The sequence below is a fragment of the Chenggangzhangella methanolivorans genome (genome assembly GCF_042648545.1).
Classification (GTDB): domain Bacteria; phylum Pseudomonadota; class Alphaproteobacteria; order Rhizobiales; family Methylopilaceae; genus Methylopila; species Methylopila methanolivorans.
Genome location: NZ_JBHRXS010000006.1, coordinates 1461102 through 1486320, shown reverse-complemented (window position 1 = coordinate 1486320; position 25219 = coordinate 1461102). Strand labels below are relative to the sequence as shown.

The window sequence follows — 25219 nt, the reverse complement described above, 5'->3', positions numbered from 1 at the left end:
CGGACGCGCCGGACGAGGTAGATCACCAGTTTGACGACGGGCAGCATGACGGAAGGTCCAATGACTTCAGGAGGATCAGGGCGCGGCCGTCCCGAGGCCGCGCAACTGAAGTCAGGCTACGCCTAAAGTTGTAGATCGACCATCGGGTCGGCCGCCATGCTGCATTGCACACATCGCATGCCGGGGCGCCAAGCCGCTGCCGCCAGAAACAAAAAAGCCCCGGCGGGGCCGGGGCTTTTCAGATCAGCCGGAGGCCGCGCGTCACGCGGCGGCCTGGATCGCCGCGCGGCGGGCGACGGCGTCGATTTCGAGCCAGGTCACGCCGATGTCGGCGCGCGAGCGAACGTCGAGGTCAGCGAGAGCGTTGTAGGTTTCGCGGTAAACCTTCCACGCGCGGTAGCGCTTGAGGAGGAAAGCCCAGAACAACATTTTCTTGCGTCCAGTTCAGCCGGCGGCTTTTTGGCCGGCGCCCCATGCGCCGGAGGTTTCGGAGCCGCCGTGTTTCGATAGAGGCAATATAGGCGCGCCGACCGGATTCCGGTCGGGCTGTTTCGGGAGTGCTGCTTTGCGCGGCAGGCATGGCGGAGGTAACCGCCACTTCATATTTAGACCGCCGTCTGCGTTCTCTGAAAAAAGAACGGAAATGGCCGCCCGGCGGCCTGATTTATCTGCCTATCAAATAGGCGTGCCGCGCTTTCAGGCTGCGCAGACCTATTCCGCGGCGTCTTTCATCGGGGCCTTGAGCGGGCGGCGCTCCAGCACTTCCTGAAGGAAATGGCCGGTGTGGCTGCCCTTCGCGGCGGCCACCTGCTCGGGCGTTCCGGCGGCGACGATCCGGCCGCCGCCGTCGCCGCCCTCGGGGCCGAGATCCACGATCCAGTCCGCGGTCTTGATCACCTCGAGGTTGTGCTCGATCACCGCGACCGTGTTGCCCTGGTCGACGAGCTCGTGCAGCACCTCGAGCAGTTTCGCCACGTCATGGAAGTGCAGGCCCGTGGTGGGCTCGTCGAGAATGTAGAGCGTGCGTCCGGTGGCGCGCTTCGACAGCTCCTTCGACAGCTTCACGCGCTGCGCCTCGCCGCCCGACAGCGTGGTGGCCTGCTGGCCGACCTTGACGTATCCGAGCCCGACGCGCGCCAGCGTCTCCATCTTCTCGCGGATCGACGGCACCGCCTTGAAGAACGTCACCGCCTCCTCGACCGTCATGTCGAGCACGTCGGCGATCGACTTGCCGCGATAGAGCACCTCGAGCGTCTCGCGGTCGTAGCGCTTGCCCTTGCAGACGTCGCAGGTGACGTAGACGTCGGGCAGGAAGTGCATCTCGATCTTGATGACGCCGTCGCCCTGGCAGGCCTCGCAGCGGCCGCCCTTCACGTTGAACGAGAAGCGCCCCGGCATGTAGCCGCGCGCCTTGGCCTCGGGCAGGCCGGCGAACCACTCCCGAATCGGCGTGAAGGCGCCGATATAGGTCGCCGGGTTCGAGCGGGGCGTCCGTCCGATCGGCGACTGGTCGATGTCGATGACCTTGTCGAGATGCTCGAAGCCCTCGATGCGCTCGTGGACGCCGGGGTTTTCGTTGGCGCCGTTGAGCTTTCGGGCCGCGGCCTTGAACAGCGTGTCGATCAGCAGCGTGGACTTGCCGCCGCCCGAGACGCCGGTGACGCAGGTGAACACGCCGAGCGGGATCTCGGCGGTCACGTCCTTGAGGTTGTTGGACTTCGCGCCGATGACCTTGAGGGTCTTCTTGGCGTTCGGCTTCCGACGGGTGGCGCGCGGCTGCACCATCATCTCGCCGGTGAGATACTTGCCCGTCAGGCTGTCAGGGTTCGCCATGACCTCCGCGGGCGTGCCGTGCGCCACGATCTCGCCGCCATGGACGCCGGCCGCGGGGCCGACGTCGACCACATAGTCGGCGAGTCGGATCGCGTCCTCGTCATGCTCGACGACGATGACCGTGTTGCCGAGGTCGCGCAGGCGCTCGAGCGTCGTCAGCAGGCGGGCGTTGTCGCGCTGGTGCAGGCCGATCGACGGCTCGTCGAGCACATAGAGCACGCCCGTGAGGCCCGATCCGATCTGGGACGCGAGCCGGATGCGCTGGCTCTCGCCGCCCGAAAGCGAGCCGGAGCCGCGCGAGAGCGTGAGATAGTCGAGCCCGACGTCGACGAGGAACTTCAGGCGATCGCGGATCTCCTTGAGGATCCGGAACGCGATTTCGTTCTGCTTGGCCGTGAGGCGGTTGGGCAGGTCCTCGAACCAGCCATGCGCGGCCTTCACCGAGAGCGCCGAGGCGCGGCCGATGTGGCTGTCCGCCACCCGCACCGCCAACGCCTCGGGCTTCAGGCGAAAGCCCTCGCAGGCCAGGCACGCGACGTCCGACATGTAGCGGCCGATCTCCTCGCGCGCCCACTCGCTGTCGGTCTCCTTCCAGCGGCGCTCGAGGTTCACCACCACGCCCTCGAAGGTCTTGACCGTCTCGTAGGAGCGCAGGCCGTCGTCATAGACGAAGCGGACCTTGTCGTCGCCCGAGCCATAGAGAATGACGTTCTTCGCCTTCTCCGGAAGGTCCGCCCAGGGCTTCGTCAGCGAGAAGCCGTAGTGCTTGGCGAGCGCTTCGAGGGTCTGGAGATAATAGGGCGAGGTCGAGCGCGCCCAGGGCGCGATGGCGCCCTTGCGCAGCGTCAGCCCGCCGTCGGGAACCACGAGATTGGCGTCGACGCTCATCTCGGTGCCGAGGCCGTCGCAGGCCGGGCAGGCGCCGAAGGGATTGTTGAACGAGAACAGGCGCGGCTCGATCTCGGGAATCGTGAAGCCGGACACCGGGCAGGCGAATTTCTGGCTGAACGTCATCCGCCGCGGCTGGCCGTGCTCGTCCACGCCATCGGCGAACTCCGCGATCGCGATGCCGTCGGCGAGACCGAGCGCCTGCTCGAGGCTGTCGGCGAGGCGGCTGTTGATGTCGCCGCGGATGACCACGCGGTCCACCACCACGTCGATGTCGTGCTTCAGCTTCTTGTCGAGCGCGGGCGCGTCGGCGATCTCGTAGAAGGTCCCGTCGACCTTCAGGCGCTGAAAGCCTTTCTTCTGGAACTCGGCGATCTCCTTGCGGTACTCGCCCTTGCGGCCGCGCACCACGGGCGCGAGCAGATAGAGCCGCGAGCCCTCGGGCAGCGCCTTGAGGCGATCGACCATCTGGCTGACGGTCTGGCTTTCGATCGGCAGGCCGGTTGCCGGCGAATACGGGATGCCGACGCGCGCCCAGAGCAGGCGCATGTAGTCGTGGATCTCGGTGACGGTGCCGACCGTCGAGCGCGGGTTCTTGGACGTCGTCTTCTGCTCGATCGAGATGGCGGGCGACAGGCCGTCGATCTGGTCGACGTCCGGCTTCTGCATCATCTCGAGGAACTGGCGGGCGTAGGCCGAGAGGCTCTCGACATAGCGGCGCTGGCCTTCGGCGTAGATCGTGTCGAAGGCGAGCGAGGATTTTCCCGAGCCCGACAGGCCGGTGAACACGACGAGCCGGTCACGCGGGATGTCGAGGTCGACGTTCTTGAGATTGTGCTCGCGCGCGCCGCGGATCGAGATCATGCGCTGGTCGCGCGGGGCCGCAGGCGCGCGCCCGGCGGCCTTGTCGAAGGCGGCTTCGAGCGCGGCGGCCGACGACTTGCCGGCGCTTGCGCGCTTGGGCGGCGTCTTCGTCTCGCTTGGCGCAGCCTTGCTCTTGTTGGGAGGCGAGGGCGCGTCGGTCTTCGGCGCCGTTTTCTTTGCGCTCGAAGGCGAAGGCGCGCCGCTCTTCGGCGCGCGTGGCCCTGGGGTCCGCGATGCGGTCTTGCTCATGGTTCAGTCTTTCCCACCGGCGGTCGGGTGGCCGTTCGGCGTCAGGTCGTGCGGCGCCGCGCTCCGGTCAAGGCGCGCCCGTCGAAACGCCGAGGTCAAGCCGCGTATCGCCGCACGCGTGTCGAGTCGGAACGTAACAGGAACGATCGGCTGGGTCGAGCTGTTCAGAAGAACTGATGGCATCTGGCATACAAATGCGGCTGCCTTAATACAAAGTCGAATGCGACCAAGCTACGCCTTCCGCCGCACTGTGCGGTCGAGTCATTTCCGCCTATCGTGCGGCTTCAAGTTCAAGGCGCTTAAGCCGCATTCGTCGGCGAGGGACGCCGGCGCGGGTTGAGAGGCCCGCGTTCAGCCGGCGGCGACCGGCGGGACAACCATCAGGGAGATCGTCCATGTCCATGAGCGACGTTCAGGCGCAGGCCGCCGAAAGCCGCTTCTTCCAGGCCGGGGTCGCCGAGAGCGATCCGGAGCTCTACGACGCCATCAAGTCCGAGCTCGGCCGCCAGCGCGACGAGATCGAGCTGATCGCTTCGGAGAACATCGTCTCGCGCGCCGTGCTCGAGGCGCAGGGCTCGGTGCTGACCAACAAGTACGCGGAAGGCTATCCGGGCCGCCGCTACTATGGCGGCTGCCAGTTCGTCGACGTCGCCGAACAGCTCGCGATCGACCGCGCCAAGAAGCTCTTCAACTGCGAGTTCGCCAACGTGCAGCCCCATTCAGGCGCGCAGGCCAACACCGCGGTGTTCCTCGCGCTCATGCAGCCGGGCGACACCTTCCTCGGCCTCGACCTTGCGGCCGGCGGCCACCTCACCCACGGCGCCAAGGCGGCGCTCTCGGGCAAGTGGTTCAACGCGGTCAACTACAACGTCCGCAAGGAAGACCAGCGGATCGACATGGAGGAGGTCGAGCGCCTCGCCAAGGAGCACAAGCCGAAGGTGATCATCACCGGCGGCTCGGCCTATCCGCGCCAGATCGACTTCGCGGCGTTCCGCAAGATCGCCGACGAGGTGGGCGCGTTCTTCATGGTCGACATGGCGCATTTCGCGGGCCTCGTCGCCGGCGGCGCGCATCCGAACCCGCTCGACCACGCGCATGTCGCCACCACGACGACGCACAAGACGCTGCGCGGCCCGCGCGGCGGCATGATCCTCACCAATGACGAGGCGCTCGCCAAGAAGTTCAACTCGGCGGTGTTCCCCGGCATCCAGGGCGGCCCGCTGATGCACGTCATCGCGGCGAAGGCGGTCGCCTTCGGCGAGGCGCTGCGCCCGGACTACAAGGTCTACATCAAGAACGTGATCGCCAACGCCAAGGCGCTCGCCGAGAACCTCAAGGGCCACGGCTTCGACATCGTCTCGGGCGGCACCGACACGCATTTGATGCTTGTCGACCTGCGCCCGAAGAAGCTGACCGGCAAGGTCTCGGAGATCGCGCTCGGCCGCGCCCACATCACCTGCAACAAGAACGGCATCCCGTTCGACCCCGAGAAGCCGATGGTGACCTCGGGCATCCGCCTCGGGACGCCGGCCGGCACCACCCGCGGCTTCGGCGTGAGCGAGTTCCAGCAGGTCGGCGACATGATCGCCCAGGTGCTGGACGTGCTCTCGCAGAAGGGCGCGGACGAGGATTCGGAAGTCGAGGCGAAGGTCCGCAAGGAAGTCTCCGAGCTCGTCTCGCGCTTCCCGCTCTACGCGGACTGATCTCTCCCAAGGCTTCGGCCTATCGACGGCGGCGGCCCGTCTTCTCCGGAAGGCGGGCCGCTTCCTGTTCGGGCGGCGAGCGTCGGGCTCGTCATGCCCGGCGAAGCCGGGTATCCACGACTTGGGTCGTCGCAGGTCGTCCCGAAAAAGTCGTGGATGCCCGAGACAAGCTCGGGCAGGACGGCGGCGAACGTCGCCTTGGAGCTCCCCTCGCATGAAGTGTCCGCACTGCGGCGCGCCTGACAGCCAGGTCAAGGACTCCCGGCCCGCCGAGGATGGGGCCGTGATCCGCCGCCGCCGCGTCTGCGGGGCCTGCGGCCAGCGCTTCACGACCTTCGAGCGCATCCAGCTGCGCGAGCTGAACGTGGTGAAACGCTCCGGCCGCCGCGTTCCGTTCGACCGCGACAAGCTGCACCGTTCGATCGCGGTCGCGCTGCGCAAGCGCCCCGTGGAGCCCGAGCGGATCGAGACGCTGGTCTCGGACATCGTCCGGCAGCTCGAGAGCACAGGCGAGCCCGACGTGCCGGCCGAGACCCTCGGGCTGCTGGTGATGGAGGGGCTGAAAAGCCTCGACGACGTCGCCTATGTGCGCTTCGCTTCGGTCTACCGCAATTTCCGGGAAGCCAAGGACTTTGAGCAGCTTCTCGGCGAAATCTCATCCAGTGGATCAGGCGGCCGTTGACGTTCTGCGAAAGCTTCTCGTTAGAAGGGTGGCTTGGGACAGCGGCCACGATTGCTGGGCTGTTTCGTACCAGCTGTTTCTCCTGTATCTGGCAAACCGTCAGCTTTGGCCTCGGGCCAGCAAAACAGTGATCTCTGACAGGCGATCAACCCGTCAGTGAGAGTAAGTGTCTAGTTCGATCAATGGTTTAACGGCTCAAGACGCGAGCTTCATGAAGCTGGCGCTCGGCCTCGCGCGCCGCGGCCTTGGCCGCACCGCCCCCAACCCCGCCGTGGGCGCGGTGCTCGTCGCGCCAGACGGAACGATCATCGGCCGCGGCTGGACCCAGCCCGGCGGCCGTCCGCACGCCGAGACGGTCGCGTTGGCGCAGGCGGGCGACGCGGCCCGGGGCTCAACGCTCTACGTCACGCTCGAGCCCTGCAGCCATTTCGGCAAGACGCCCCCCTGCGCCGACGCGGTGATCGCCGCCGGCGTCACGCGGGTGATCGCGGCGACCGGCGATCCGGATGAGCGCGTGGCCGGAAGGGGCTTCGCGCGGCTGCGCGACGCCGGGATCTCCGTCGAGACCGGCGTGATGGAGGCGGAGGCGCGGCGGCTGAACGCCGGCCATGTCGCGCGCGTCACGCTCGGACGCCCGCTCGTGACGCTCAAACTCGCGCAGTCCGAGGACGGCAAGGTGGCGCTGCCCGGCGGAAAACCGGTCGCGATCACCGGCGAAGCCTCCCGCGCCCGCGTCCACCTGATGCGGGCGGAGAGCGACGCCATCCTCGTCGGGATCGGCACGGTTCTGGCGGACGATCCGGAGCTGACCTGCCGGCTGCCGGGCATGGAAGATCGTTCGCCGATCCGGATCGTGCTGGACGCAGGGCTGCGGACGCCGCTCGGCGCGAAACTCGTCCGGGGCGCGCGTGAGGTCTCGACATGGGTCTTCGCCGCCGTGGACGCGCCTGCGGACCAAGAGCGCGCGCTCCGCGACGCCGGCGTCGAGGTGTTGCGCGTCGAGCGCGGGGAGGGCGGCCTGCGGCTCGATCAGGCGCTTCAGCTTCTCGGGGCGCGCGGGATCACGCGGCTGATGGTCGAGGGCGGGCCGATGGCGGCCAAGGCGCTGCTTGCAGCCGGCCTCGTCGACGAGGCCGTGATGCTGATCGCGCCCAGGATGCTGGGGGCGGACGCCGTGGATGGCCTCCCGCTGGCGGCGCTCGTTCGCGCGGGTCTGCCCGAAGTCTCGCAGGAGCGGGTTGGCGACGACGTCTGGAGAACGTATCTGCGGGGCTGACAGGAACTGCGTGCTTCGAGACGCGCCTTCGGCGCTCCTCAGCATGAGGACCGTTGCGGGCGTGAGGAGCTATCCGGCGAAAGACATATCGCCTTCTCCGCCACCCTTCACGCACCTCATGCTGAGGAGCCGGCCGGCGGCTGGCGTCTCGAAGCACGCACTTCGCTTCCGCAAGGCTCAGCCATGTTCACCGGCATCGTCAGCGACATCGGAAAAATTCTCGAGCGGCGGGAGGAGGGCGAACTCGTCCGCTTCCGCGTCGCGAGCCGCTACGACCCGGCCGGGATCGCGCTCGGGGCCTCGATCGCTCATGACGGCGTCTGCCTCACGGTGACGGCCGTGGAGTCGCATGGGGACGGCGCGGCCTTCTCGGTCGACGCCGGCCCGGAGACGCTCAAGCTCACCACCGCCGGAACATGGCGCGAGGGAACGCGGCTCAACCTCGAGCGCGCCCTAAAGATGGGCGACGAGCTCGGCGGTCATCTCGTGCTCGGCCATGTGGACGGGCTGGGCGAGATCGTCGCGCGAGACGAGGGGCCGGATACGGTGCGCTTCGAGCTCGACGCGCCGCCGGCGCTCGCCAAGTTTATCGCCGCCAAGGGTTCCGTCGCGCTCGACGGAACCTCGCTCACCGTCAACACGGTCGAGGGCCTGCGCTTCTCCGTCCACCTCATTCCGCACACGCTGAAGGAGACCGCCTGGGGCGACCGGAGGGTCGGCGACCGCGTCAATCTCGAAGTCGACATGATGGCCCGCTACGCCGCGCGCCTTGCCGAGGCGGGCGCGCTCGGCTAGCAAGCGCCTCGTCCAATTTCGAAGGTCTCTAAATCCTATGGCCGAACCGCAACGGCGCAAAGGCGCCGTCGAGCCCATGCGCGCCCACATCCTCGTCGTCGAGGCGCGCTTCTATGACGAGATCGCCGACGAGCTGCTCAAGGGCGCCGTCGGCCATCTCGAAGCCGCCGGGACGACGTTCGACGTCGTGACCGTGCCGGGCGCTCTCGAGCTGCCGACCGGGATCGCGATCCTGCTCGAGACTGCGGCCGCGCGGGGAACGCCGTATGACGCGGCCGTCGCGCTCGGCTGCGTCATCCGCGGCGAGACCACACATTACGAGATCGTCTCCGAGCAGAGCGCCCGCGGCCTGATGGATCTGTCCGTCGCGCTGCGGCTGCCGCTCGGCAACGGCGTTCTCACCGTCGAGAACGAGGCCCAGGCGCTCGCCCGGGCCCGCGTCGCCGAGATGGACAAGGGCGGCGGGGCCGCCGAGGCCGCGCTGTCGCTGCTGCGGCTCAAGCGCCGCGTGGAGGCCTGAGATGGCGAAGGGCGAAACCCGTTCGGCGGCCCGGCTCGCGGCCGTCCAGGCGCTCTACCAGATGGACGTCGCAGGAGCCGGCCTTCCCGACACGCTCGCGCAGTTCGAGTCGCACTGGCTCGGAAAGGTGGTGGACGGCGACGAGTACAAGCCGGCCGACGCCGCGTTCTTCCGCGATCTCGTCGGCGGCGTGTTGAAGGAACAGCGCGCGCTCGATCCGCTGGTCGACCGCACGCTCGAGGGCGGCTGGCCGCTGAAGCGCGTCGAAGCGGTGATGCGAGCGATCTTCCGCGCCGGCGCCTATGAGCTCGGCAAGCGCCGCGACGTGCCCGCCAAGGTCGTGATCGTCGAATATGTCGACATCGCCCACGCCTTCTTCGAGCGGGAAGAGGCCGGCATGGTCAACGCCGTGCTCGATGCGATCGCACGCGACGTGCGGAAGGACGATTTCGCCAAAGGCGTGTAGTTTCGCTCTTTTTGCGTGCATTCGCTTGGATAACGCTTCCTTAGCGTGTCGCTGGCATCCTTGGCGCCACGCCCGATAGAGTCGGGCGGGCACGAAGGCTCCATCGCGGGCCGCTAGGATTCCCCATGTTCAAACTCAGCTCCTCCGACGCCCGAGCGAAACTCGCGGCGATCGAGCGCTCGCAAGCCGTGATCGAATTCTCGCCGGACGGCGTCATCCTCGGGGCGAATCCGAACTTTCTGGCCGTCGTCGGCTATCAACTCGACGAGGTGGTGGGTCGCCGCCACGCGCTCTTCGTCGATCCCGCCGAGCAGGCGAGCCCGGCCTATCGCGAGTTCTGGGAGAACCTGCGCGCCGGGTCGCTCCACGCCGGCGAGTTCCGGCGCGTGGCCAAGGGCGGGCGCGAGATCTGGCTGCAGGCGTCCTACAACCCGATCGTCGACCGCAGGGGCGTGGTGACGAAGGTCATGAAGGTCGCGGCCGACGTCACGGCGCAGAAGCGCCACACCGTCGATTGCGAGAACCAGATCGCGGCCTTCCACCGGTCGCAGGCCGTGGTCGAGTTCGACGTCGACGGCGTCATCCGCTCGGCGAACGAAAACTTCCTGCGCGCCATGGGCTACCGGCTCGAGGAGATCGTCGGACGGCACCACAGCATGTTCGTCGACGAGGCTTATCGCGCGAGCGGCGACTACGCCCAGTTCTGGGACAAGCTCCGTCGCGGCGAGTATGAGGCCGGCGAGTTCCGCCGCTTCGCGCGCGGCGGGCGCGAGATCTTCATCCAGGCGTCCTACAATCCCGTGCTCGGCGCCGACGGCAAGCCGCTCAAGATCGTCAAGCTCGTGAGCGACGACGTCACGGCCCAGGCGAAGGCCCGCGACCGGCGGGAGCAGGGCCAGGTCACGATCAGCGGCCAGCTCGACTCGATCCTGAGCGCCGTGACCCAGACGACCGAGCAGGCCGGCAGCGCAGCCCAGGAGGTCGGCGGCGTGACCGACAGCGTGCAGTCTGTCGCGGCGGCTTCCGAAGAGCTCGCGGTGTCGGTGTCGGAGATCAGCTCCAAGGTCTCGAACGCCTCCGTGATCTCCACAGAAGCCGTCAGCCAGGCGCGCGAGACCAACGCGATCGTCGCGGGCCTCTCGACCGCGGCGGACCGCATCGGCGAGGTCGTCCTCCTCATCCGCGGCATCGCCGAGCAGACGAACCTCCTGGCGCTGAACGCCACCATCGAGGCCGCGCGGGCGGGCGACGCCGGCCGAGGCTTCGCGATCGTCGCCTCCGAGGTGAAGAACCTCGCCGAGCAGACCGCCAAGGCCACCGAGCAGATCAGCTCCCAGATTTCGGAAAGCCAGAGCATGGCGGCGCAGGCGGTCTCGGCCATCGAAAACATCGCCGAGACGATCAAGCGCATCAACGAGATCTCGATCGCGATCGCGTCTGCGGTCGAGCAGCAGTCCGGCGTCACCCGGGAGATCTCGGTGAGCATGCAGTTCGCGTCGCAGGGCGTGTTCGCGATCAGCGGCCGCATGAAGGAGATCGCGGCCGCGACCCAGCAGGTCGACTCCGCCACCCGCGAAGTCCGTGAGGCGTCGCGCGCGCTGCTGTAGGCTGCGCCGGGCTCAGGCGGTCTCAGTGCGGCCGGCCGCCTCCGCGAGCAGCTCCAGCGCGACGAGCACCGACAAGCGGCGGATCTCGGCCCGCCCGAGGTCGCCGAACCGGCGCTCGCGCGTGATCGTCGGCTGGCCGCGCCGGACGGCGGCGAAATGCACGAGGCCGACGGGTTTGGCCGGGGTGCCGCCGCCCGGGCCCGCGACGCCGGTGATCGCGACAGCCACGCCGGCCTTGGCGGCGGCGAGCGCGCCTTCCGCCATAGCGCGCGCCACGTCCTCGCTCACCGCGCCGCAGCGCTCGATCAGATCCGCGGGCACGCCGAGCAACTCGGTCTTCGCCGCGTTGGAGTAGGTCACGAAGCCGCGGTCCATCGCGTCCGAGGAGCCCGGCACCTCGGTGAGCGCGCCCGACACCAGCCCGCCGGTGCAGGACTCGGCGGTCGCGATCGTGAGCCCGGCGCCGCGCGCCAGCCGAAGCGCCTCCTCGGCGAGGTCGTAGGCGGATCTCGTCATCGCAGAAGATCCCGGAACGGCAGGCGGATGGTGGCGGAGGCCAGCGCCGCCAGTCCCTCGCGGCGGCCGGCGAAGCCGAGCCTTTCGGTCGTCGTCGCCTTCACGCCGACCCTGCCGACGGCCACGCCCGCGATCTCGGCGAGCCTGACGCGCATGGCCTCGCGATGCGGGCCGACCTTCGGCGCTTCGCCGATGATGGTGACGTCGAGATGCGCGACCACGCCGCCCGCCGCCCGCACGCGCGCGACCGCGTCTTCGAGGAAGAGGGCGGAGTCTTGCCCCTTCCAGCGCTGGTCGGAGGGCGGGAAATGCGCGCCGATGTCGCCGTCGCCGAGCGCGCCGAGGATCGCGTCGGTGACGGCGTGGAGCGCGACGTCGGCGTCGGAATGGCCCGACAGGCCGAAGTCGTGCGGCACCTTCACGCCGCAGAGCGTGACATGGTCGCCGTCGGCGAAGGCGTGGACGTCGAAGCCCGAGCCGGTTCGCACGTCGCCGAGCGCGAGATGGTCGAGCCCGGCGCGCCGCAGCGCCTCCTCGTCGAACTGGTCCGGTGTGGTGAGCTTCACGTTGCGGGCCTCGCCCTCGAACAGCGCGACGCGCCCACCCGCCCAGGAAATCAGCGCCCCGTCGTCGGTGAAGTCGTCGCGGTTCTCGCGCGCCGCCCTCTCATGCGCGGAGACGAGATCGGCGTAGCGGAACGATTGCGGGGTCTGAAGCGCCGCGAGCTTCGAACGATCGAGCGTCGCGCCGCGGGCGCCGTCGGCCTCGACGGCGCAGATCGTGTCGGTGACCGGGCGGCCGGGGACCGCCGCGCCATGCTCGGCCGCAGCCGCGATCGCGCGGGTGATTAGGTCAGGCCCTGCGAAGGGGCGGGCGGCGTCGTGGACCAGGACGATATCGGGCGCCTCGCCGCCAAGCGCGGCGAGCCCCGCCCGCACCGAGGCCTGCCTGCTCGCTCCGCCAATGGCGGGTTCGGCGAGCTTCGGATGGCCGGCGAAAGCCGCCATGGCGTGGCCATAGGCGTCGCGTTGATCCGCGCCGATGACGATCTTCAGTCGCGAGACGCCCGGATGATCGATGAAAGCCGAGGCGGCGGTCGCGAGAATCGGGCGTCCGCCAAGCGCGAAGAACTGTTTGGGCGCGCCGAAACCGGCGCGCGTTCCAGAGCCCGCCGCGCAGATGAGGGCGGCCGTCCGCAGCGGCGCGTCGTGACGGGGCGTGCTCATGCGACGCAGGGCGGGAGAGGGGACATGGGCGGCTTCTCGGGTTCCGTCGGCAGGCCTGCGGTTTTATCGGAGCCGGTCCGCGCTGTCCCGGCGAGATTGAATCTTGTGCAGCGGTCCGGATTGGCTAAGATGTGTGCACAAGGTCAGACGACTAAATTATGAGCAGCCCCTCTGGTCCCATTCCCGTTCGTCCGTCCCTGCGCGTCGGGGATGTCGAATTGCGCAATCCGGTCGCGCTCGCGCCGATGTCCGGCGTGACCGACGTTGTGTTCCGCCGCATTGCGGCGCGGCTCGGCGCGGGCGTCGTCGTGTCCGAGATGGTCGCGTCTGGCGAACTCGCGCGCGCCGATTCGGAAGCGCGGCTGCGCGCCGAGGGCGGCGGGCTCGACCTTCATGTGGTGCAGCTCGCGGGCCGAAATCCCGCGTGGATGGCCGAAGCCGCGAAGGTCGCGGTCGGCTCGGGCGCCGCGATCGTCGACATCAACATGGGCTGCCCGGCCAAGAAGGTGGTGGGCGGCCATGGCGGCTCGGCGCTCCTGAAGGAGCTCGACCTCGCGGTCCGGCTGATCGACGCCACGGTCGCGGCGGTGGAGGTTCCGGTGACGGTCAAGATGCGGCTCGGCTGGGACGAGACCTCGATCGTCGCGCCGGAGCTCGCGGTCCGGGCCGAGGCCGCGGGCGCGAAGATGCTCACGGTGCACGGCCGCACCCGCGCCCAGTTCTATGAGGGGCGCGCCGACTGGAGCGCGATCGCCGCGGTGACATCCGCGGTCCAGATCCCCGTGATCGCGAACGGCGACCTCACGACCTTCGAGGACGCGCCGGCCATGCTGACGGCCTCCGGCGCGGCCGGCGTCATGATCGGCCGCGGCGCGCAGGGGCGGCCGTGGTTCCCGGGCCAGGTCGCGGAGTTTCTCGCGACCGGACTCGCGCCCGATGCGCCGTCGGTCGACGACCAGCGCGCGCTCGCGCTCGAACATTACGACGGCCTTCTCGGCCTCTACGGCCGCGACGTCGGCGTGCGGCACGCGCGAAAGCATCTCGGCTGGACGCTCGACGCCGTCGCGGCGAGCGTCGGAACGCCGATCCCGCCCGCCGCGAAAGCCGCGGCCATGACCGCGCCCACCCCCGAGGCCGCCCTTGCGGCCTTCGACCGCGCGCTCGACGAACTTCAGTGGAGGGCCGCCGCGTGAGCGCCGCCGCGACGGAACACAAGCCCCGCACCGGCGCGGGCGCCCCCGAGGCCGTGCTGAACGCGCTGCCGCACCCTGTTCTGTGCGTTGGGGCCGATGGTCGGATCGTGGACGTGAACGTGTCGGCCGAAGCCTTTTTCGAGGTCTCAGCCAACGTCCTGCGGCGTCACGACATCCGTGAATTCGTTCCCTTCGGATCGCCGCTCGTGGCGCTGATCGAGCAGGCGCGCGAGCGCAACGCGCCGGTCAACGAATATCGCGTCGACCTCGGCACGCCGAGGAACGGCGGCGAGCGCATCGTCGACATTCATGTCGCGCCCTTGTCCGAAAAGCCCGGCGTCCATGTGGTGGTGCTGCAGGAGCGCACCATCGCGGACAAGATGGACCGCCAGCTCACCCACCGCGGCGCCGCCCGATCGGTGACGGCGCTCGCCGCGATGCTGGCGCACGAGATCAAGAACCCGCTTTCCGGCATCCGCGGCGCCGCGCAGCTTCTAGAGCAGTCGGCGAGCGACGAGGACCGCGCGCTCACCCGCCTCATCTGCGACGAGGCCGACCGCATCGTGAAGTTGGTCGACCGGATGGAGGTGTTCTCCGACGAGCGCCCGATCGAGCGCGAGGCGGTCAACATCCATTCGGTGCTCGAGCACGTGAAGCGGCTCGCCATGACGGGTTTCGGCCGCAACGTCCGGATCGTCGAGGAGTACGACCCCTCGCTGCCGCCGGTGCTCGCCAACCGCGACCAGCTCATCCAGGTGTTCCTGAACCTCGTGAAGAACGCCGCCGAGTCGATCGGCGACGCCGAGGACGGGGAGATCCATCTCTCGACCGCCTTCAAGCCGGGCGTGCGCCTCTCCGTGCCGGGCTCCTCGGCCAAGGTCAGCCTGCCGCTGCAGTTCATCGTGCGCGACAACGGCCCCGGCGTGCCGGAAGACCTCGTGCCCCACCTGTTCGATCCGTTCGTGACCACCAAGCCCACGGGCTCGGGCCTTGGTCTCGCGCTCGTCGCGAAGATCATCGGCAATCACGGCGGCATCGTCGAATGCGAATCCCAGCCGCGGCGGACGCTCTTCCGCGTGCTCATGCCGATGTACGTGGCCGGCGACGGCCGCGCCCAAAGGAGCTGACGTCGATGCCGCAAGGCTCCATCCTGGTCGCGGACGACGACGCCGCGATCCGCACCGTGCTCAACCAGGCGCTCTCCCGCGCGGGCTACGAGGTCCGCTCGACCGGCAACGCCGCGACGCTGTGGCGCTGGGTCTCCCAGGGCGACGGCGACCTCGTGATCACCGACGTGGTGATGCCGGACGAGAACGCCTTCGACATGCTGCCCCGGATCAAGAAGGCGCGGCCGGAGCTGCCGGTCGTCGTCATGAGCGCGCAGAACACCTTCATGACGGCGATCCGCGCCTCGGAGAAAGGCGCCTACGAATATCTGCCGAAGCCCTTCGACCTGAAGGAGCTGATCGCGATCGTGGGGCGCGCGCTCACCGAGCCCAAGGGCAAGGCGCGCCGCAACGACGAGGTGGAGACCGACGAGATCCCGCTCGTCGGACGCTCGCCTGCGATGCAGGACATCTACCGCGTGCTCGCCCGTCTCATGCAGACGGACCTCACGGTGATGATCTCGGGCGAGAGCGGCACCGGCAAGGAGCTGGTCGCGCGCGCGCTCCACGACTACGGCAAGCGCCGGTCCGGGCCCTTCGTCGCGATCAACATGGCGGCGATCCCGCGCGACCTCATTGAGGCCGAGCTGTTCGGCCACGAGAAGGGCGCGTTCACGGGCGCGCAGGCGCGGTCGTCGGGCCGGTTCGAGCAGGCCGAGGGCGGCACGCTGTTCCTCGACGAGATCGGCGACATGCCGATGGAGGCGCAGACGCGGCTTCTGCGCGTGCTCCAGCAGGGCGAATACACCACCGTCGGCGGCCGCACCGCCATCAAGACGGACGTGCGCATCGTCGCGGCGACCAACAAGGATCTGCGTCTCGCGATCCAGCAGGGCCTGTTCCGCGAAGACCTGTTCTTCCGCCTGAACGTCGTGCCGATCCGCTTGCCCCCGCTGCGCGAGCGCTCCGAGGACGTGCCCGATCTCGTGCGCCACTTCTTCACGCTCGCCGAGCGCGAGGGCCTGCCGCCCAAGCAGATCGACGTCGCGGCGCTCGACCGTCTGAAGCGCTACCGCTGGCCGGGCAACATCCGCGAGCTCGAGAACCTCATCCGGCGCCTGGCCGCGCTCTATCCGCAGGAGATGATCGGAGCCTCGATCATCGACGCGGAGCTGTCGCAGCCCGAGACCACCAGCCTCGGCGAGGACGCCGCTGTCTCGGAGACGCTCGGCGGTTCGATGGAGCGGCACCTCACCGCTTATTTCTCGGAGTTCGGCGACGGCCTCCCGCCGCCCGGCCTCTACCACCGCATCCTGCGGGAGGTGGAGTATCCGCTGATCTCGGCGGCGCTCGCGGCGACGCGCGGCAACCAGATCAAGGCCGCGGAGCTGCTCGGCGTGAACCGCAACACGCTGCGCAAGAAGATCCGCGACCTCGACGTCCAGGTGCTGCGCCTGACGCGGTGAGGGCGCGGCGCGCCTTCGCCGAACAGCGCGGTCAGGATCGCCGCGCCGGCGTCGTCACCGCGACGCCGTGCCTCGACAGCCATTCTCCGATATCGGCGGCGGAGGCGGCGTCGGTTACGACCGTCTTCACCTCCGAAGCGTCGCATACGGCGACCGGAGCCCGACGGCCGAACTTCGAGCTGTCGCCGGCGACGATCGTCTGCTCGCAGCTTTCGATCATCGACCGGGCGATCCGCGCCTCGTCGAGGTCGAAGTCGGTGAAGCCGGCGCGGGCGTCGACGCCGCCGATCGACAGGATCGCGACGTCGGCGCGGAACCTGCGGATGAAGCTTTCGGCGTCGGCTCCGACCGCGGCGCCGAGCTCGGCGCGCATCTCTCCGCCCGCGAGATAGACGCGGGCCTCGCCGCGCTCGAGCAGATGGCGGCCGATCTCCAGCGAATTGGTGATGACGGTGAGCCCCCGCCGGAGCTCGAGCGCCTGCGCCACATAGGCCGTGGTCGAGCCGGCGTCGATCATCACGGTCTGGCCGTCCTCGACCAGCCCGGCGACCACGGCCGCGAGCGCCTTCTTGGCGGCGGCGTTCACCCGCATGCGGCTTCGGAACGGCGGTTCGACCGCGGCGCCGGCGAGTTCGACCGCGCCATGGCTTCGCGTCAGCAGCCCATGCTCGACCAGCGCCTTGATGTTGCGCCGGATGGTTTCGTCCGAGACGCCGAGCCGGTCCGCGAGATCCACGACGCGCGTGACGTCCTCGTCGCGGACGAGGTCGAAGATCGCGCGCTGTCTCGGGCTTTGTCTCATTCGCAGGCTCGGCGGGATTATTCCGTGGGCATTTTGTGGGAAGGCTGGGGTCAACTCAACGTCATTCCCACATCAAACGTGGACATCAGCAAAACTGGCGCCCAAACTGCATTGGAGCCGTGCGGCGGGAGCGACCTGCGAACCTCTGAGGAGAGACGGGCATGCTGCATCAGTTGACGCGCGCAATGACGGCGGGGCTCGTCGCGCTCGCCATGGCCGGGACGACAGGCGCCGCCACGGCCGCGCCGGAGTCCAAGGACCCGATCAAGGTCACCCTGCACGACTGGACCGGCCAGCTGATCACCGCCCGCATCATGGGCGAGACGCTGAAGAAGGCCGGTTACAACGTCGACTACGTCCAGGCCGACTATCTCGCGCAGTTCGCCGGCATGCGGACCGGCGACCTTCACGTCGCCATGGAGGTCTGGGCCACCACCGCCAAGGAGGCGATGGACGAGGCGATCGCGGCCGGCGGCGTCGAGAATGTCGGCGAGACCGGCATGCAGGCGATCGAGGACTGGTGGTTCCCGGAATACATGAAGGAGAAGTGCCCGGGCCTGCCGGACTGGAAGGCGCTGAAGGAATGCGCCGAGGTGTTTTCCACCCCGGAGACCGCGCCGAAGGGCCGGTATCTCGGCGGCCCAGTGACCTGGGGCGGCTATGACGAAGAGCGCGTCGCGGCGCTCGACCTGCCGTTCGAGGTGGTGCACGCGGGCACGGACGCGGCGATGTTCGCCGAGCTGCAGTCGGCCTACGATCGTAAGGCCCCGATCCTGCTCTGGATCTATGCGCCGCACTGGGCGCCGATCAAGTTCAAGGGCGAGTGGATCAAGTTCCCGCCCTACGAGAAGGCTTGCTACGAGGATCCGGCCTGGGGCGTGAACAAGGACGCCAAGTACGACTGCGCCAAGCCCCGCGGGCCGATCTACAAGGCCGTCTGGCAGGGCATGAAGGACAAGTGGCCGGGGGCCTACAAGGCCGTGAAGGCCTACACGTTCGACAACAAGGAGATCGGCGAGCTCGCCGCCAAGGTCGATCTTGAGGGCCAGAAGGTCGAGGCGGTGGTCGACGACTGGATGGCCAAGAACGAGGACCGCTGGAAGAAGTGGATCCAGTGACCGATCGGCGTTGATGCTTTTCTCGCGCCGCCCGTTCCGCTGTCATGCCCGCGCCTTTGCGCGGGCATCCACGACTTCGTCGCAGCGCTCTGCGATCTTAGAAATTCGTGGACGCCCGGCCGCCGCCGGGCATGACGGCGGTAGGTTTCGATCTCGCGGCATGTGAGCCGATCCGATGCCTGACTCCATCCTCGCCGCGCGCGGCGTCGCAAAACTCTTCGGCGCGCGGCCCGAGCGCTTCGTGACCGACGGCAGGCTTTCCGCCGACGCCGCGGCTCTCTCGGCGGCCGGGATCGTCCCGGCCGTCATCGACGTCGACCTCGACATCGCCCGCGGCGAGACCTTCGTGATCATGGGCCTGTCGGGCTCCGGCAAGTCGACGCTGGTGCGGTGCCTGTCGGGCCTCACGCCCACGACCGCGGGCGAGATCCTGTTCGAGGGGCGGGATCTCGCGAAGATGCCCGAGCACGAGCTCATCCGCATCCGCCGCCACCAGATGGGCATGGTGTTCCAGAACTTCGCGCTGCTGCCGCACCTCACCGTGCTCGGCAACGTGGCGTTCCCGCTCGACGTGCAGGGGCGGCCGCGCGCCGAACGCGAGGCGCGTGCGCTCGAGATGATCAAGCTGGTGGGTCTCGGGGGCCGCGAGGACCGGTTCCCGCGCGAGCTTTCGGGCGGCCAGCAGCAGCGCGTCGGCATCGCGCGCTCGCTCGCGGTCGGGCCGGACCTCTGGTTCCTGGACGAGCCGTTTTCCGCGCTCGACCCGCTGATCCGCCGCGAGATGCAGGACGAGGTGCTGCGGCTTCAGGGTCTTCTGAAGAAGACCATCGTGTTCATCACCCACGACTTCGACGAGGCGGTCCGGATCGCCGACCGCATCGCGATCATGAAGGACGGCCGCGTGGCGCAGATCGGCTCGGCCGAGGAGCTCGTGCTGAACCCCGCCACCGACTACGTCCGCGCCTTCACCCGCGACGCCCCGCGCGCCAAGATCCTGACCGCCCGCTCGGTGATGGCCCCGGTCGCGGGCGCGAGCGACTTCGCCGGCCGGATCGACGCCGGAAGCCGCATCGCGAGCTTCGCCCATGACGTCGAGAGCTCCGAAAAGCCGTTCGCCGTGGTCGAGCGCGGCGAGGTCATCGGGGTGGTGGACCGGCTCGCGATGATCGACGTGCTGGTCGGCCGAGAGCGGAAGGTCGCGGCGTGAGGGCGAGGGCAGGGCAGGGCGCGCTCTTCCCCCCTCCCCCTTGCGGGGAGGGGTCGGGGGTGGGGGTGGTTCCGAATAGAAAGAAACCCTCGACGCCGCTCGACGCCGAACGATCGCGCCCTGTCCTGAGCCACCCCCACCCTTACCCTCCCCGCAAGGGGGAGGGGGGACGGCGACGTTGCGGGCGTTCCGCAAGAGCTCTGTCTAAAACCTCGGCGCTGACGTCCCTCACCCTTACCCTCTCCCGCAAACGGGAGAGGGTATCTGGAGGCGTCGCGCCATGACCGACGCGGCCCTGTCCGCCCCGGCCGTCCGACGCTCCTTTCCGCTTGGCCGGCTGCTCTGGCCGGCGCTCCTCGTCGTCACCATCGTGCTGGTCAACCTGCCGAACGGCGCGCTGCCGGCGTGGATGACCAAATATCCGGCCGCCTGGCAGATCCCGACGGCGGCGTGGATCTCGACCTTCATGCGCTGGCTGATGGAGGTGGCGAGCTTCGGGCTGTTCACCGTGCGCGACCTGTTCCGCGCGGTCGCCTGGGTTTTGGACCTGCCGCTCGCCGCCGCCAAGGCCGTCTTGGCCGAGGGGATCGGCTGGGGCCGGGGCGCCGACGCGGTGACGATCGCGCCCGCGATCCCGTGGTTCTCGGCGCTGATCGCGGGCGTCGCCGCCGCCTACAAGGTCGGCGGCGCGCGGCTCGCGGCGCTGATCGGCGCCGGGCTGCTTTACCTCGCGGTGTTCGGCCAGTGGGCCGGGGCCATGGTGACGCTGTCCTCGGTGCTGGTGTCGAGCGCGCTCGGCGCCGTCGGCGGGCTTCTGATCGGTCTCGCCTGCGTGCGCTGGAGATGGGCGGAGAGGGCGGTCTCGCCGATGCTCGACCTCGCCCAGACCATGCCGGTCTTCGCCTATCTGCTGCCGATGCTGATCCTGTTCGGCTTCGGGCCGGTGTCGGCGATGATCGCCACGATCGTCTACGCCATGCCGCCGATGGTGCGCGTCACGATCATTGCGATCCGGGCCGTGCCGGACGAGATCCGCGAGCTCGGCGCGATGACCGGCTGCACGCGCCGGCAGCTCACCTGGAAGATGCTGGTTCCCTCCGCGCTGCCGGCCCTCATGGTCGGGGTCAACCAGGTCATCATGCTCTCGCTCAACGTCGTGATCATCGCCTCGATGATCGGCGCGGGCGGGCTCGGCTTCGACGTGCTGTCGGCGCTGCGCGCGCTCAAGATCGGCGAAGGCCTCGAGGCCGGGCTCGCCATCACGGTGCTCGCCATCCTGCTCGACCGCTTCGCCCAGGCGCTCGCAGTCAAGACCGGCCGTCCGCCGGAGCGCGACGAGCAGACGGCGCGCCGCAAGCGCTCAGCCCTGCAGGCCGCCTTCATGCTCGCGGGCGCGCTCTGGATCCTGGCCGCGATCGTCCCCGACATCGCGCGCTATCCGGACGCTCTCAAGCTGTCCACCGCGCCGTACTGGAGCGATCTCGTCCGCTGGATCAACGTCACGTTCAACGCGACGCTCGACGCCATCCGGACCTTCGCGTTCCTCAACCTGCTGGCGCCGGCGAAACGCTTCGCGCTCGCGCTGCCCTGGGCCTGGGTCGTCGCGCTGGTCGTCATCGCGGGGCTTCGGCTCGGCGGCTGGCGGCTCGGCCTGGGGCTCGGCGCGCTCGCGCTCGCGATCGCCACGACCGGCCTCTGGCAGGTGGCGATGCTGACCGTCTATCTCTGCGGCGTCGCCGTGGTGGTCGCGTGCCTCATCGGCGTGCCGGTCGGCGTCGCGGCGGCGACGAGGCCGAGGCTGTGGCGCGCGGTCGAGACCGTGATCGACCTGCTGCAGACGCTGCCGTCCTTCGTCTATCTCATCCCGATCGTCATGCTGTTCCGCGTCGGCGACTTCACGGCGCTGATCGCGATCGTGCTCTACGCGGTGGCTCCTGCGATCCGCTACGCGGCCCATGGCGTCGCGCGCGTGCCGCCGACGCTGATCGAGGCCGCGACCATGACCGGATGCACGCGCCGCCAGATCCTGACGCGCGTGCGCGTGCCGCTCGCGCTCCCCGAGATCCTGCTCGGGATCAACCAGACCATCATGCTGGCGCTCTCGATGCTCGTGATCACCGCGCTCGTCGGCACCCGCGACCTCGGCCAGGAGACTTACTCCGCGCTTGCGAAAGCCGACGTCGGCAAGGGGCTGGTGGCGGGACTGTGCGTCGCCTTCATCGCGATCATCGCGGACCGTCTGGTCTCGGCCGCCGCCGCCAAGATGAAGCGCCGCCGGGGGCTAGGCGCATGACCGACGCCGCTCTCGAACGCGTGCGGTCGCTCGCCTTCTGGACGGGGAAGGTGGACCCGCGGCCGCTCACGGGCGGCATCACCAACCGCAACTACCTCGTCACGGACGACGGGCGGAAGTTCGTGGTGCGGCTCGGCGACGACATCCCGCTGCACAATTGCCTGCGGTTCAACGAGCGCGCCGCGGCGCTCGCCGCGGAAGCCGCCGGCGTCTCGCCCGCCGTCCGGCATATCGAGCACGGGCTGATGGTCATCGACCACGTCGAGGGCCGCACCTTTTCGGAGGCCGACGTCCGCGCCGAACTGCCGCGCGTGGCGGAGCTGATCCGGACGTCCCATCGCGAGGTGACGGCGCGCCTGCGCGGGCCGGCGCTCGCCTTCTGGACCTTCCACATCCTGCGCAGCTACCTCGCGGAGCTCGCCGAGGCCGGCCACCGCCTCTCGGCCGACTTGCCCCGCCTCGCGGCCGTCGCCGAACGCATCGAGGCGACTGTCGGTCCGACCGAGATCGTGTTCGGCCACAACGACCTGCTGCCCGGCAACTTCATCGACGACGGCCAGAAGATCTGGCTGATCGACTGGGACTACGGCGGCTTCAACAGCCCGCTGTTCGACCTCGCCAACCTCGCGTCGAACAACGGGTTTTCGGACGCCGAGCGCGAACGGCTGCTCGCGATCTATTACGGCCGCGCGCCCGACGACGCGCTCCGTCTGAAACTCGCCGCCATGGAGGTGGCCTCGCTCTTGCGCGAGAGCCTCTGGAGCATGGTCTCCGAGATCCACTCGACGCTCGATTTCGACTACCGCGCCTACACGGCGGAAAACCTCGCGCGTTTCGAGCGCGCGCTCGCCCGCTTCGAAGACATGGGTTCCGCATGACCGAACTGCCCTCATCCGCCAAGGTCGTCGTCGTGGGCGGCGGCATCGTCGGCTGCTCGACCGCCTATCACCTCGGCAAGCTTGGCGTTGAGACGCTGCTGATCGAGCGCGACCGGCTGACCTCAGGCTCGACATGGCACGCCGCCGGGCTCGTCGGGCAGCTGCGGACAAGCGCCAACATCACCCAGCTGCTCGGCGAATCCGTCCGGATCTACAAGGAGCTGGAGGCCGAGACGGGTCTTGCGACCGGCTGGAAGATGAACGGCGGCCTGCGCCTCGCCTGCAACAAGGACCGCTGGACCGAGGTGAAGCGGCAGGCCACTACCGCGCGCTCGTTCGGGCTCGAGATGCAGCTCCTCACGCCAAAGGAAGCGCAGGACCTCTGGCCGTTGATGAGCGTCGACGACGTCGTCGGCGCGGCGTTCCTGCCGACCGACGGGCAGGCGAACCCCTCCGACATCACCCAGGCGCTCGCCAAGGGCGCGCGGATGGCGGGCGTCACGATCCGCGAGCAGGTCTCGGTCGAGGGCGTCGAGATCGAGAGCGGGCGCGTGGTCGCGGTCGTCACCAATCACGGTCGGGTGGCTTGCGAGAAGCTGGTGATCTGCGCCGGCCTCTGGTCGCGCGAGCTTGGCCGGATGGCGGGCGTCAACATCCCGCTGACCGCCGTGAAGCACCAGTACATCGTGACGGAGCAGATCGAGGGCGTCACCCGCGGGTTGCCGACGCTGCGCGATCCCGACCGGCTCACTTATTACAAGGAAGAGGTCGGCGGCCTCGTGATGGGCGGCTACGAGCCGAATCCGCTGCCCTGGGAGACGCCCGGCGGGCCGCCCAAGGACTTTTCGTTCTCGCTGCTCGACGAGGACTGGGACCACTTCTCGCCCATCATGGAGCTCGCGCTCGGACGCGTGCCGGCGCTCGAGACCGCGGGCGTCAAGCAGCTGATCAACGGCCCGGAGAGCTTTACGCCCGACGGCAACTTCATCCTCGGGGCGGCGCCCGAGACCAAGGGCGTCTATGTCGGCTGCGGCTTCAACGCCTTCGGCATCGCGTCCGGCGGCGGCGCCGGCATGGCGCTCGCCGAATGGGTCGCCAAGGGCGAAGCGCCCTACGACCTCTGGCCCGTCGACATCCGTCGCTTCGGCTTGAACCATCGCGACGAGACCTGGGTGAAGACCCGCACGCTCGAGGCCTACGCCAAGCACTACACGATGGCCTGGCCCTCCGAAGAGCACGACAGCGGCCGCCCATTGCGCCGCTCGCCGCTCTACGACCGGCTGAAGGCGGCGGGCGCCGTGTTCGGCGAGAAGCTCGGCTGGGAACGGCCGAACTGGTTCGCGGGCGAGGGCGAGGACGCCCACGACCGATACTCCTACGGCCGCCCGAACTGGTGGGGGGCGGTCAAGCGCGAGCACGAGGCGTGCCGCGAGCGCGCGGCCCTCTTCGACCAGTCGTCCTTCGCGAAATTCCTGATGGTCGGGCGCGACGCCGAGAAGGCGCTCAGCTGGATCGCGGCCGCCGACGTCGCCAAGCCCGTCGGCGCGCTCACCTACACCCAGATGCTGAACGCCCGTGGCGGCGTCGAATGCGACCTCACGGTCGGACGCCTCGCCGAGGACCGGTTCTACATCGTCACCGGCACGGGCTTCGCGACCCGCGACTTCGACTGGATATCAAAGAACATCCCGGAGGATTGCGACGCCCATCTCGTCGACGTCACCGCCTCGCGCGCCGTGCTCAGCCTGTTCGGCCCGCGCGCCCGCGACGTGCTGTCGGCCATCTCGCCCGACGACCTGTCGAACGCCGCTTTTCCGTTCGGGACGGTGCGCGAAATCTCGGTCGCGGGCGCGCCGACGCTCGCGCTGCGCGTCACCTATGTGGGCGAGCTCGGCTGGGAGCTTCACGTCCCGACCGAGTTCGCGGCGACCGTCTACGAGGCGCTGACGGAGGCCGGCCGGCCCCATGGGCTCGCGCTCGCCGGCTACCGGGCGATCGAGACGCTGCGGCTCGAAAAGGGCTACCGCGCCTGGGGCGCCGAGATCGGCCCCGACCACACGCCGCGGATGGCGGGGCTCGGCTGGGCGGTGAAGCTGAAGTCCGAAACTCCGTTCCTCGGCCGCGCCGCGCTGGTCGAGCAGGCCGGCGAGCCGCTGCCGCGCCTGCTCGCCGGCTTCACAGTCGACGACCCGGACGTGATCCTTCTGGGCCGCGAGACCATCCTGCGCGACGGCAAGCGCGTCGGCTGGCTGGCGAGCGGCGGCTTCGGGCACACGATCGGACGGCCGATCGGCTATGGCTACGTCCGCGACCCGGGCGGCGTCGACGCGCAGTTCGTGATGAGCGGAGACTATCAGCTCGACGTCGCCGGCGCGCTCGTCCCGGCGAGCGTCTCCCTGAAGCCGTTCGTCGATCCGCAGGCGACCCGTCCGAAGCTTTGATCCTGACTGATCGGCGGGATGAGGCCTATTCCATAAGATCGACGTTTCATTGGAAAAAAGGTAATTGAATCAATGAGCCTTAGCCAATTG

The 25219-nt window shown here is 69.0% G+C and carries 20 protein-coding genes; 15 read left to right on the top strand and 5 right to left on the bottom strand.

Annotated elements, in window-relative coordinates; genetic code table 11:
* Positions 1–261 precede the first annotated feature (261 nt).
* Positions 262–429 (bottom strand): DUF1127 domain-containing protein, encoded by a 168-nt coding sequence (locus ACFOWB_RS18535; protein WP_261403579.1) that lies wholly within the window; start codon positions 427–429, stop codon positions 262–264.
* A 282-nt stretch (positions 430–711) separates the two neighbouring features.
* Positions 712–3834, bottom strand: coding sequence for an excinuclease ABC subunit UvrA (gene uvrA / locus ACFOWB_RS18530; protein WP_378148758.1), 3123 nt, complete (start codon positions 3832–3834; stop codon positions 712–714).
* Between the two features lie 395 nt (positions 3835–4229).
* On the opposite strand from uvrA, the gene glyA reads away from it, so the two are divergent.
* The 7 genes from glyA (at position 4230) to ACFOWB_RS18495 (ending at position 10883) form a co-directional block, all read left to right on the top strand.
* Positions 4230–5537, top strand: a complete 1308-nt coding sequence (gene glyA, locus ACFOWB_RS18525) for a serine hydroxymethyltransferase (protein ID WP_315855122.1) — start codon at positions 4230–4232, stop codon at positions 5535–5537.
* A 214-nt stretch (positions 5538–5751) separates the two neighbouring features.
* Positions 5752–6219, top strand: a complete 468-nt coding sequence (gene nrdR / locus ACFOWB_RS18520; RefSeq protein ID WP_378148756.1) for a transcriptional regulator NrdR — start codon at positions 5752–5754, stop codon at positions 6217–6219.
* Between the two features lie 166 nt (positions 6220–6385).
* Entirely contained in the window at positions 6386–7495 is a 1110-nt protein-coding gene (ribD, locus tag ACFOWB_RS18515) for a bifunctional diaminohydroxyphosphoribosylaminopyrimidine deaminase/5-amino-6-(5-phosphoribosylamino)uracil reductase RibD (protein WP_378148754.1), read from the top strand.
* A 183-nt stretch (positions 7496–7678) separates the two neighbouring features.
* Complete coding sequence (locus ACFOWB_RS18510; RefSeq protein ID WP_261403578.1) at positions 7679–8290, top strand: riboflavin synthase; 612 nt, start codon at positions 7679–7681, stop codon at positions 8288–8290.
* A gap of 37 nt (positions 8291–8327) precedes the next feature.
* Complete coding sequence (ribH, locus tag ACFOWB_RS18505; protein ID WP_261403577.1) at positions 8328–8810, top strand: 6,7-dimethyl-8-ribityllumazine synthase; 483 nt, start codon at positions 8328–8330, stop codon at positions 8808–8810.
* A gap of 1 nt (position 8811) precedes the next feature.
* Positions 8812–9276 carry a transcription antitermination factor NusB gene (gene nusB, locus ACFOWB_RS18500; RefSeq protein ID WP_261403576.1) on the top strand — a complete coding sequence of 155 codons (465 nt, stop codon included), beginning with the start codon at positions 8812–8814 and terminating at the stop codon, positions 9274–9276.
* Positions 9277–9401: 125 nt separating this feature from the next.
* Positions 9402–10883 carry a methyl-accepting chemotaxis protein gene (locus tag ACFOWB_RS18495; RefSeq protein ID WP_378148751.1) on the top strand — a complete coding sequence of 494 codons (1482 nt, stop codon included), beginning with the start codon at positions 9402–9404 and terminating at the stop codon, positions 10881–10883.
* Between the two features lie 12 nt (positions 10884–10895).
* On the opposite strand, the gene ACFOWB_RS18490 is transcribed toward ACFOWB_RS18495, so the two are convergent.
* Positions 10896–11399, bottom strand: coding sequence for a CinA family protein (locus ACFOWB_RS18490; RefSeq protein ID WP_261403574.1), 504 nt, complete (start codon positions 11397–11399; stop codon positions 10896–10898).
* Complete coding sequence (locus ACFOWB_RS18485; protein ID WP_378148748.1) at positions 11396–12625, bottom strand: bifunctional 2-C-methyl-D-erythritol 4-phosphate cytidylyltransferase/2-C-methyl-D-erythritol 2,4-cyclodiphosphate synthase; 1230 nt, start codon at positions 12623–12625, stop codon at positions 11396–11398. Before ACFOWB_RS18485 ends, ACFOWB_RS18490 begins: the two co-directional genes overlap by 4 nt.
* Positions 12626–12783: 158 nt before the next feature.
* Between ACFOWB_RS18485 and dusB the strand changes: the two genes are divergently transcribed.
* Genes dusB through ntrC form a run of 3 tightly spaced genes read left to right on the top strand, consistent with a single transcriptional unit; the run spans position 12784 to position 16390 of the window.
* Positions 12784–13818 (top strand): tRNA dihydrouridine synthase DusB, encoded by a 1035-nt coding sequence (gene dusB / locus ACFOWB_RS18480; protein ID WP_378148746.1) that lies wholly within the window; start codon positions 12784–12786, stop codon positions 13816–13818.
* Positions 13815–14945, top strand: a complete 1131-nt coding sequence (locus ACFOWB_RS18475) for a two-component system sensor histidine kinase NtrB (protein WP_378148744.1) — start codon at positions 13815–13817, stop codon at positions 14943–14945. Before dusB ends, ACFOWB_RS18475 begins: the two co-directional genes overlap by 4 nt.
* Before the next feature lie 5 nt (positions 14946–14950).
* On the top strand, positions 14951–16390 hold the full coding sequence (ntrC, locus tag ACFOWB_RS18470; RefSeq protein WP_261403573.1) for a nitrogen regulation protein NR(I): 1440 nt from the start codon (positions 14951–14953) through the stop codon (positions 16388–16390).
* A 31-nt stretch (positions 16391–16421) separates the two neighbouring features.
* Here ntrC and ACFOWB_RS18465 read toward each other — a convergent pair whose 3' ends face one another.
* Complete coding sequence (locus ACFOWB_RS18465; protein ID WP_261403572.1) at positions 16422–17192, bottom strand: DeoR/GlpR family DNA-binding transcription regulator; 771 nt, start codon at positions 17190–17192, stop codon at positions 16422–16424.
* Positions 17193–17353: 161 nt separating this feature from the next.
* Here ACFOWB_RS18465 and ACFOWB_RS18460 point away from each other — a divergent pair, with 161 nt between their 5' ends.
* From ACFOWB_RS18460 to ACFOWB_RS18440, 5 genes are all read left to right on the top strand, one after another.
* The gene (locus tag ACFOWB_RS18460; RefSeq protein WP_261403571.1) at positions 17354–18310 is read left to right on the top strand and encodes an ABC transporter substrate-binding protein; all 957 of its coding nucleotides are present in this window, start codon (positions 17354–17356) and stop codon (positions 18308–18310) included.
* 175 nt (positions 18311–18485) lie between these two features.
* The gene (locus ACFOWB_RS18455) at positions 18486–19517 is read left to right on the top strand and encodes a quaternary amine ABC transporter ATP-binding protein (RefSeq protein WP_261403570.1); all 1032 of its coding nucleotides are present in this window, start codon (positions 18486–18488) and stop codon (positions 19515–19517) included.
* A gap of 280 nt (positions 19518–19797) precedes the next feature.
* Complete coding sequence (locus tag ACFOWB_RS18450; RefSeq protein ID WP_261403569.1) at positions 19798–21810, top strand: ABC transporter permease; 2013 nt, start codon at positions 19798–19800, stop codon at positions 21808–21810.
* The gene (locus tag ACFOWB_RS18445; protein WP_378148739.1) at positions 21807–22688 is read left to right on the top strand and encodes a phosphotransferase; all 882 of its coding nucleotides are present in this window, start codon (positions 21807–21809) and stop codon (positions 22686–22688) included. The genes ACFOWB_RS18450 and ACFOWB_RS18445 overlap by 4 nt, the downstream gene beginning before the upstream one ends.
* A complete protein-coding gene (locus ACFOWB_RS18440) occupies positions 22685–25129 on the top strand; it encodes a GcvT family protein (RefSeq protein WP_378148737.1) in 2445 nt (814 codons plus the stop codon). The genes ACFOWB_RS18445 and ACFOWB_RS18440 overlap by 4 nt, the downstream gene beginning before the upstream one ends.
* Positions 25130–25219 lie beyond the last annotated feature (90 nt).

Excerpts from the sequence above, each read along its gene's own strand:
- ACFOWB_RS18535 (WP_261403579.1), bottom strand. The coding sequence starts at position 429 with ATGTTGTTCTGGGCTTTCCTCCTCAAGCGCTACCGCGCGTGGAAGGTT.
- uvrA (WP_378148758.1), bottom strand. The coding sequence starts at position 3,834 with ATGAGCAAGACCGCATCGCGGACCCCAGGGCCACGCGCGCCGAAGAGC.
- glyA (WP_315855122.1), top strand. The coding sequence starts at position 4,230 with ATGTCCATGAGCGACGTTCAGGCGCAGGCCGCCGAAAGCCGCTTCTTC.
- nrdR (WP_378148756.1), top strand. The coding sequence starts at position 5,752 with ATGAAGTGTCCGCACTGCGGCGCGCCTGACAGCCAGGTCAAGGACTCC.
- ACFOWB_RS18510 (WP_261403578.1), top strand. The coding sequence starts at position 7,679 with ATGTTCACCGGCATCGTCAGCGACATCGGAAAAATTCTCGAGCGGCGG.
- ribH (WP_261403577.1), top strand. The coding sequence starts at position 8,328 with ATGGCCGAACCGCAACGGCGCAAAGGCGCCGTCGAGCCCATGCGCGCC.
- nusB (WP_261403576.1), top strand. The coding sequence starts at position 8,812 with ATGGCGAAGGGCGAAACCCGTTCGGCGGCCCGGCTCGCGGCCGTCCAG.
- ACFOWB_RS18495 (WP_378148751.1), top strand. The coding sequence starts at position 9,402 with ATGTTCAAACTCAGCTCCTCCGACGCCCGAGCGAAACTCGCGGCGATC.
- ACFOWB_RS18490 (WP_261403574.1), bottom strand. The coding sequence starts at position 11,399 with ATGACGAGATCCGCCTACGACCTCGCCGAGGAGGCGCTTCGGCTGGCG.
- ACFOWB_RS18485 (WP_378148748.1), bottom strand. The coding sequence starts at position 12,625 with ATGAGCACGCCCCGTCACGACGCGCCGCTGCGGACGGCCGCCCTCATC.
- dusB (WP_378148746.1), top strand. The coding sequence starts at position 12,784 with ATGAGCAGCCCCTCTGGTCCCATTCCCGTTCGTCCGTCCCTGCGCGTC.
- ntrC (WP_261403573.1), top strand. The coding sequence starts at position 14,951 with ATGCCGCAAGGCTCCATCCTGGTCGCGGACGACGACGCCGCGATCCGC.
- ACFOWB_RS18465 (WP_261403572.1), bottom strand. The coding sequence starts at position 17,192 with ATGAGACAAAGCCCGAGACAGCGCGCGATCTTCGACCTCGTCCGCGAC.
- ACFOWB_RS18460 (WP_261403571.1), top strand. The coding sequence starts at position 17,354 with ATGCTGCATCAGTTGACGCGCGCAATGACGGCGGGGCTCGTCGCGCTC.
- ACFOWB_RS18455 (WP_261403570.1), top strand. The coding sequence starts at position 18,486 with ATGCCTGACTCCATCCTCGCCGCGCGCGGCGTCGCAAAACTCTTCGGC.
- ACFOWB_RS18450 (WP_261403569.1), top strand. The coding sequence starts at position 19,798 with ATGACCGACGCGGCCCTGTCCGCCCCGGCCGTCCGACGCTCCTTTCCG.
- ACFOWB_RS18445 (WP_378148739.1), top strand. The coding sequence starts at position 21,807 with ATGACCGACGCCGCTCTCGAACGCGTGCGGTCGCTCGCCTTCTGGACG.
- ACFOWB_RS18440 (WP_378148737.1), top strand. The coding sequence starts at position 22,685 with ATGACCGAACTGCCCTCATCCGCCAAGGTCGTCGTCGTGGGCGGCGGC.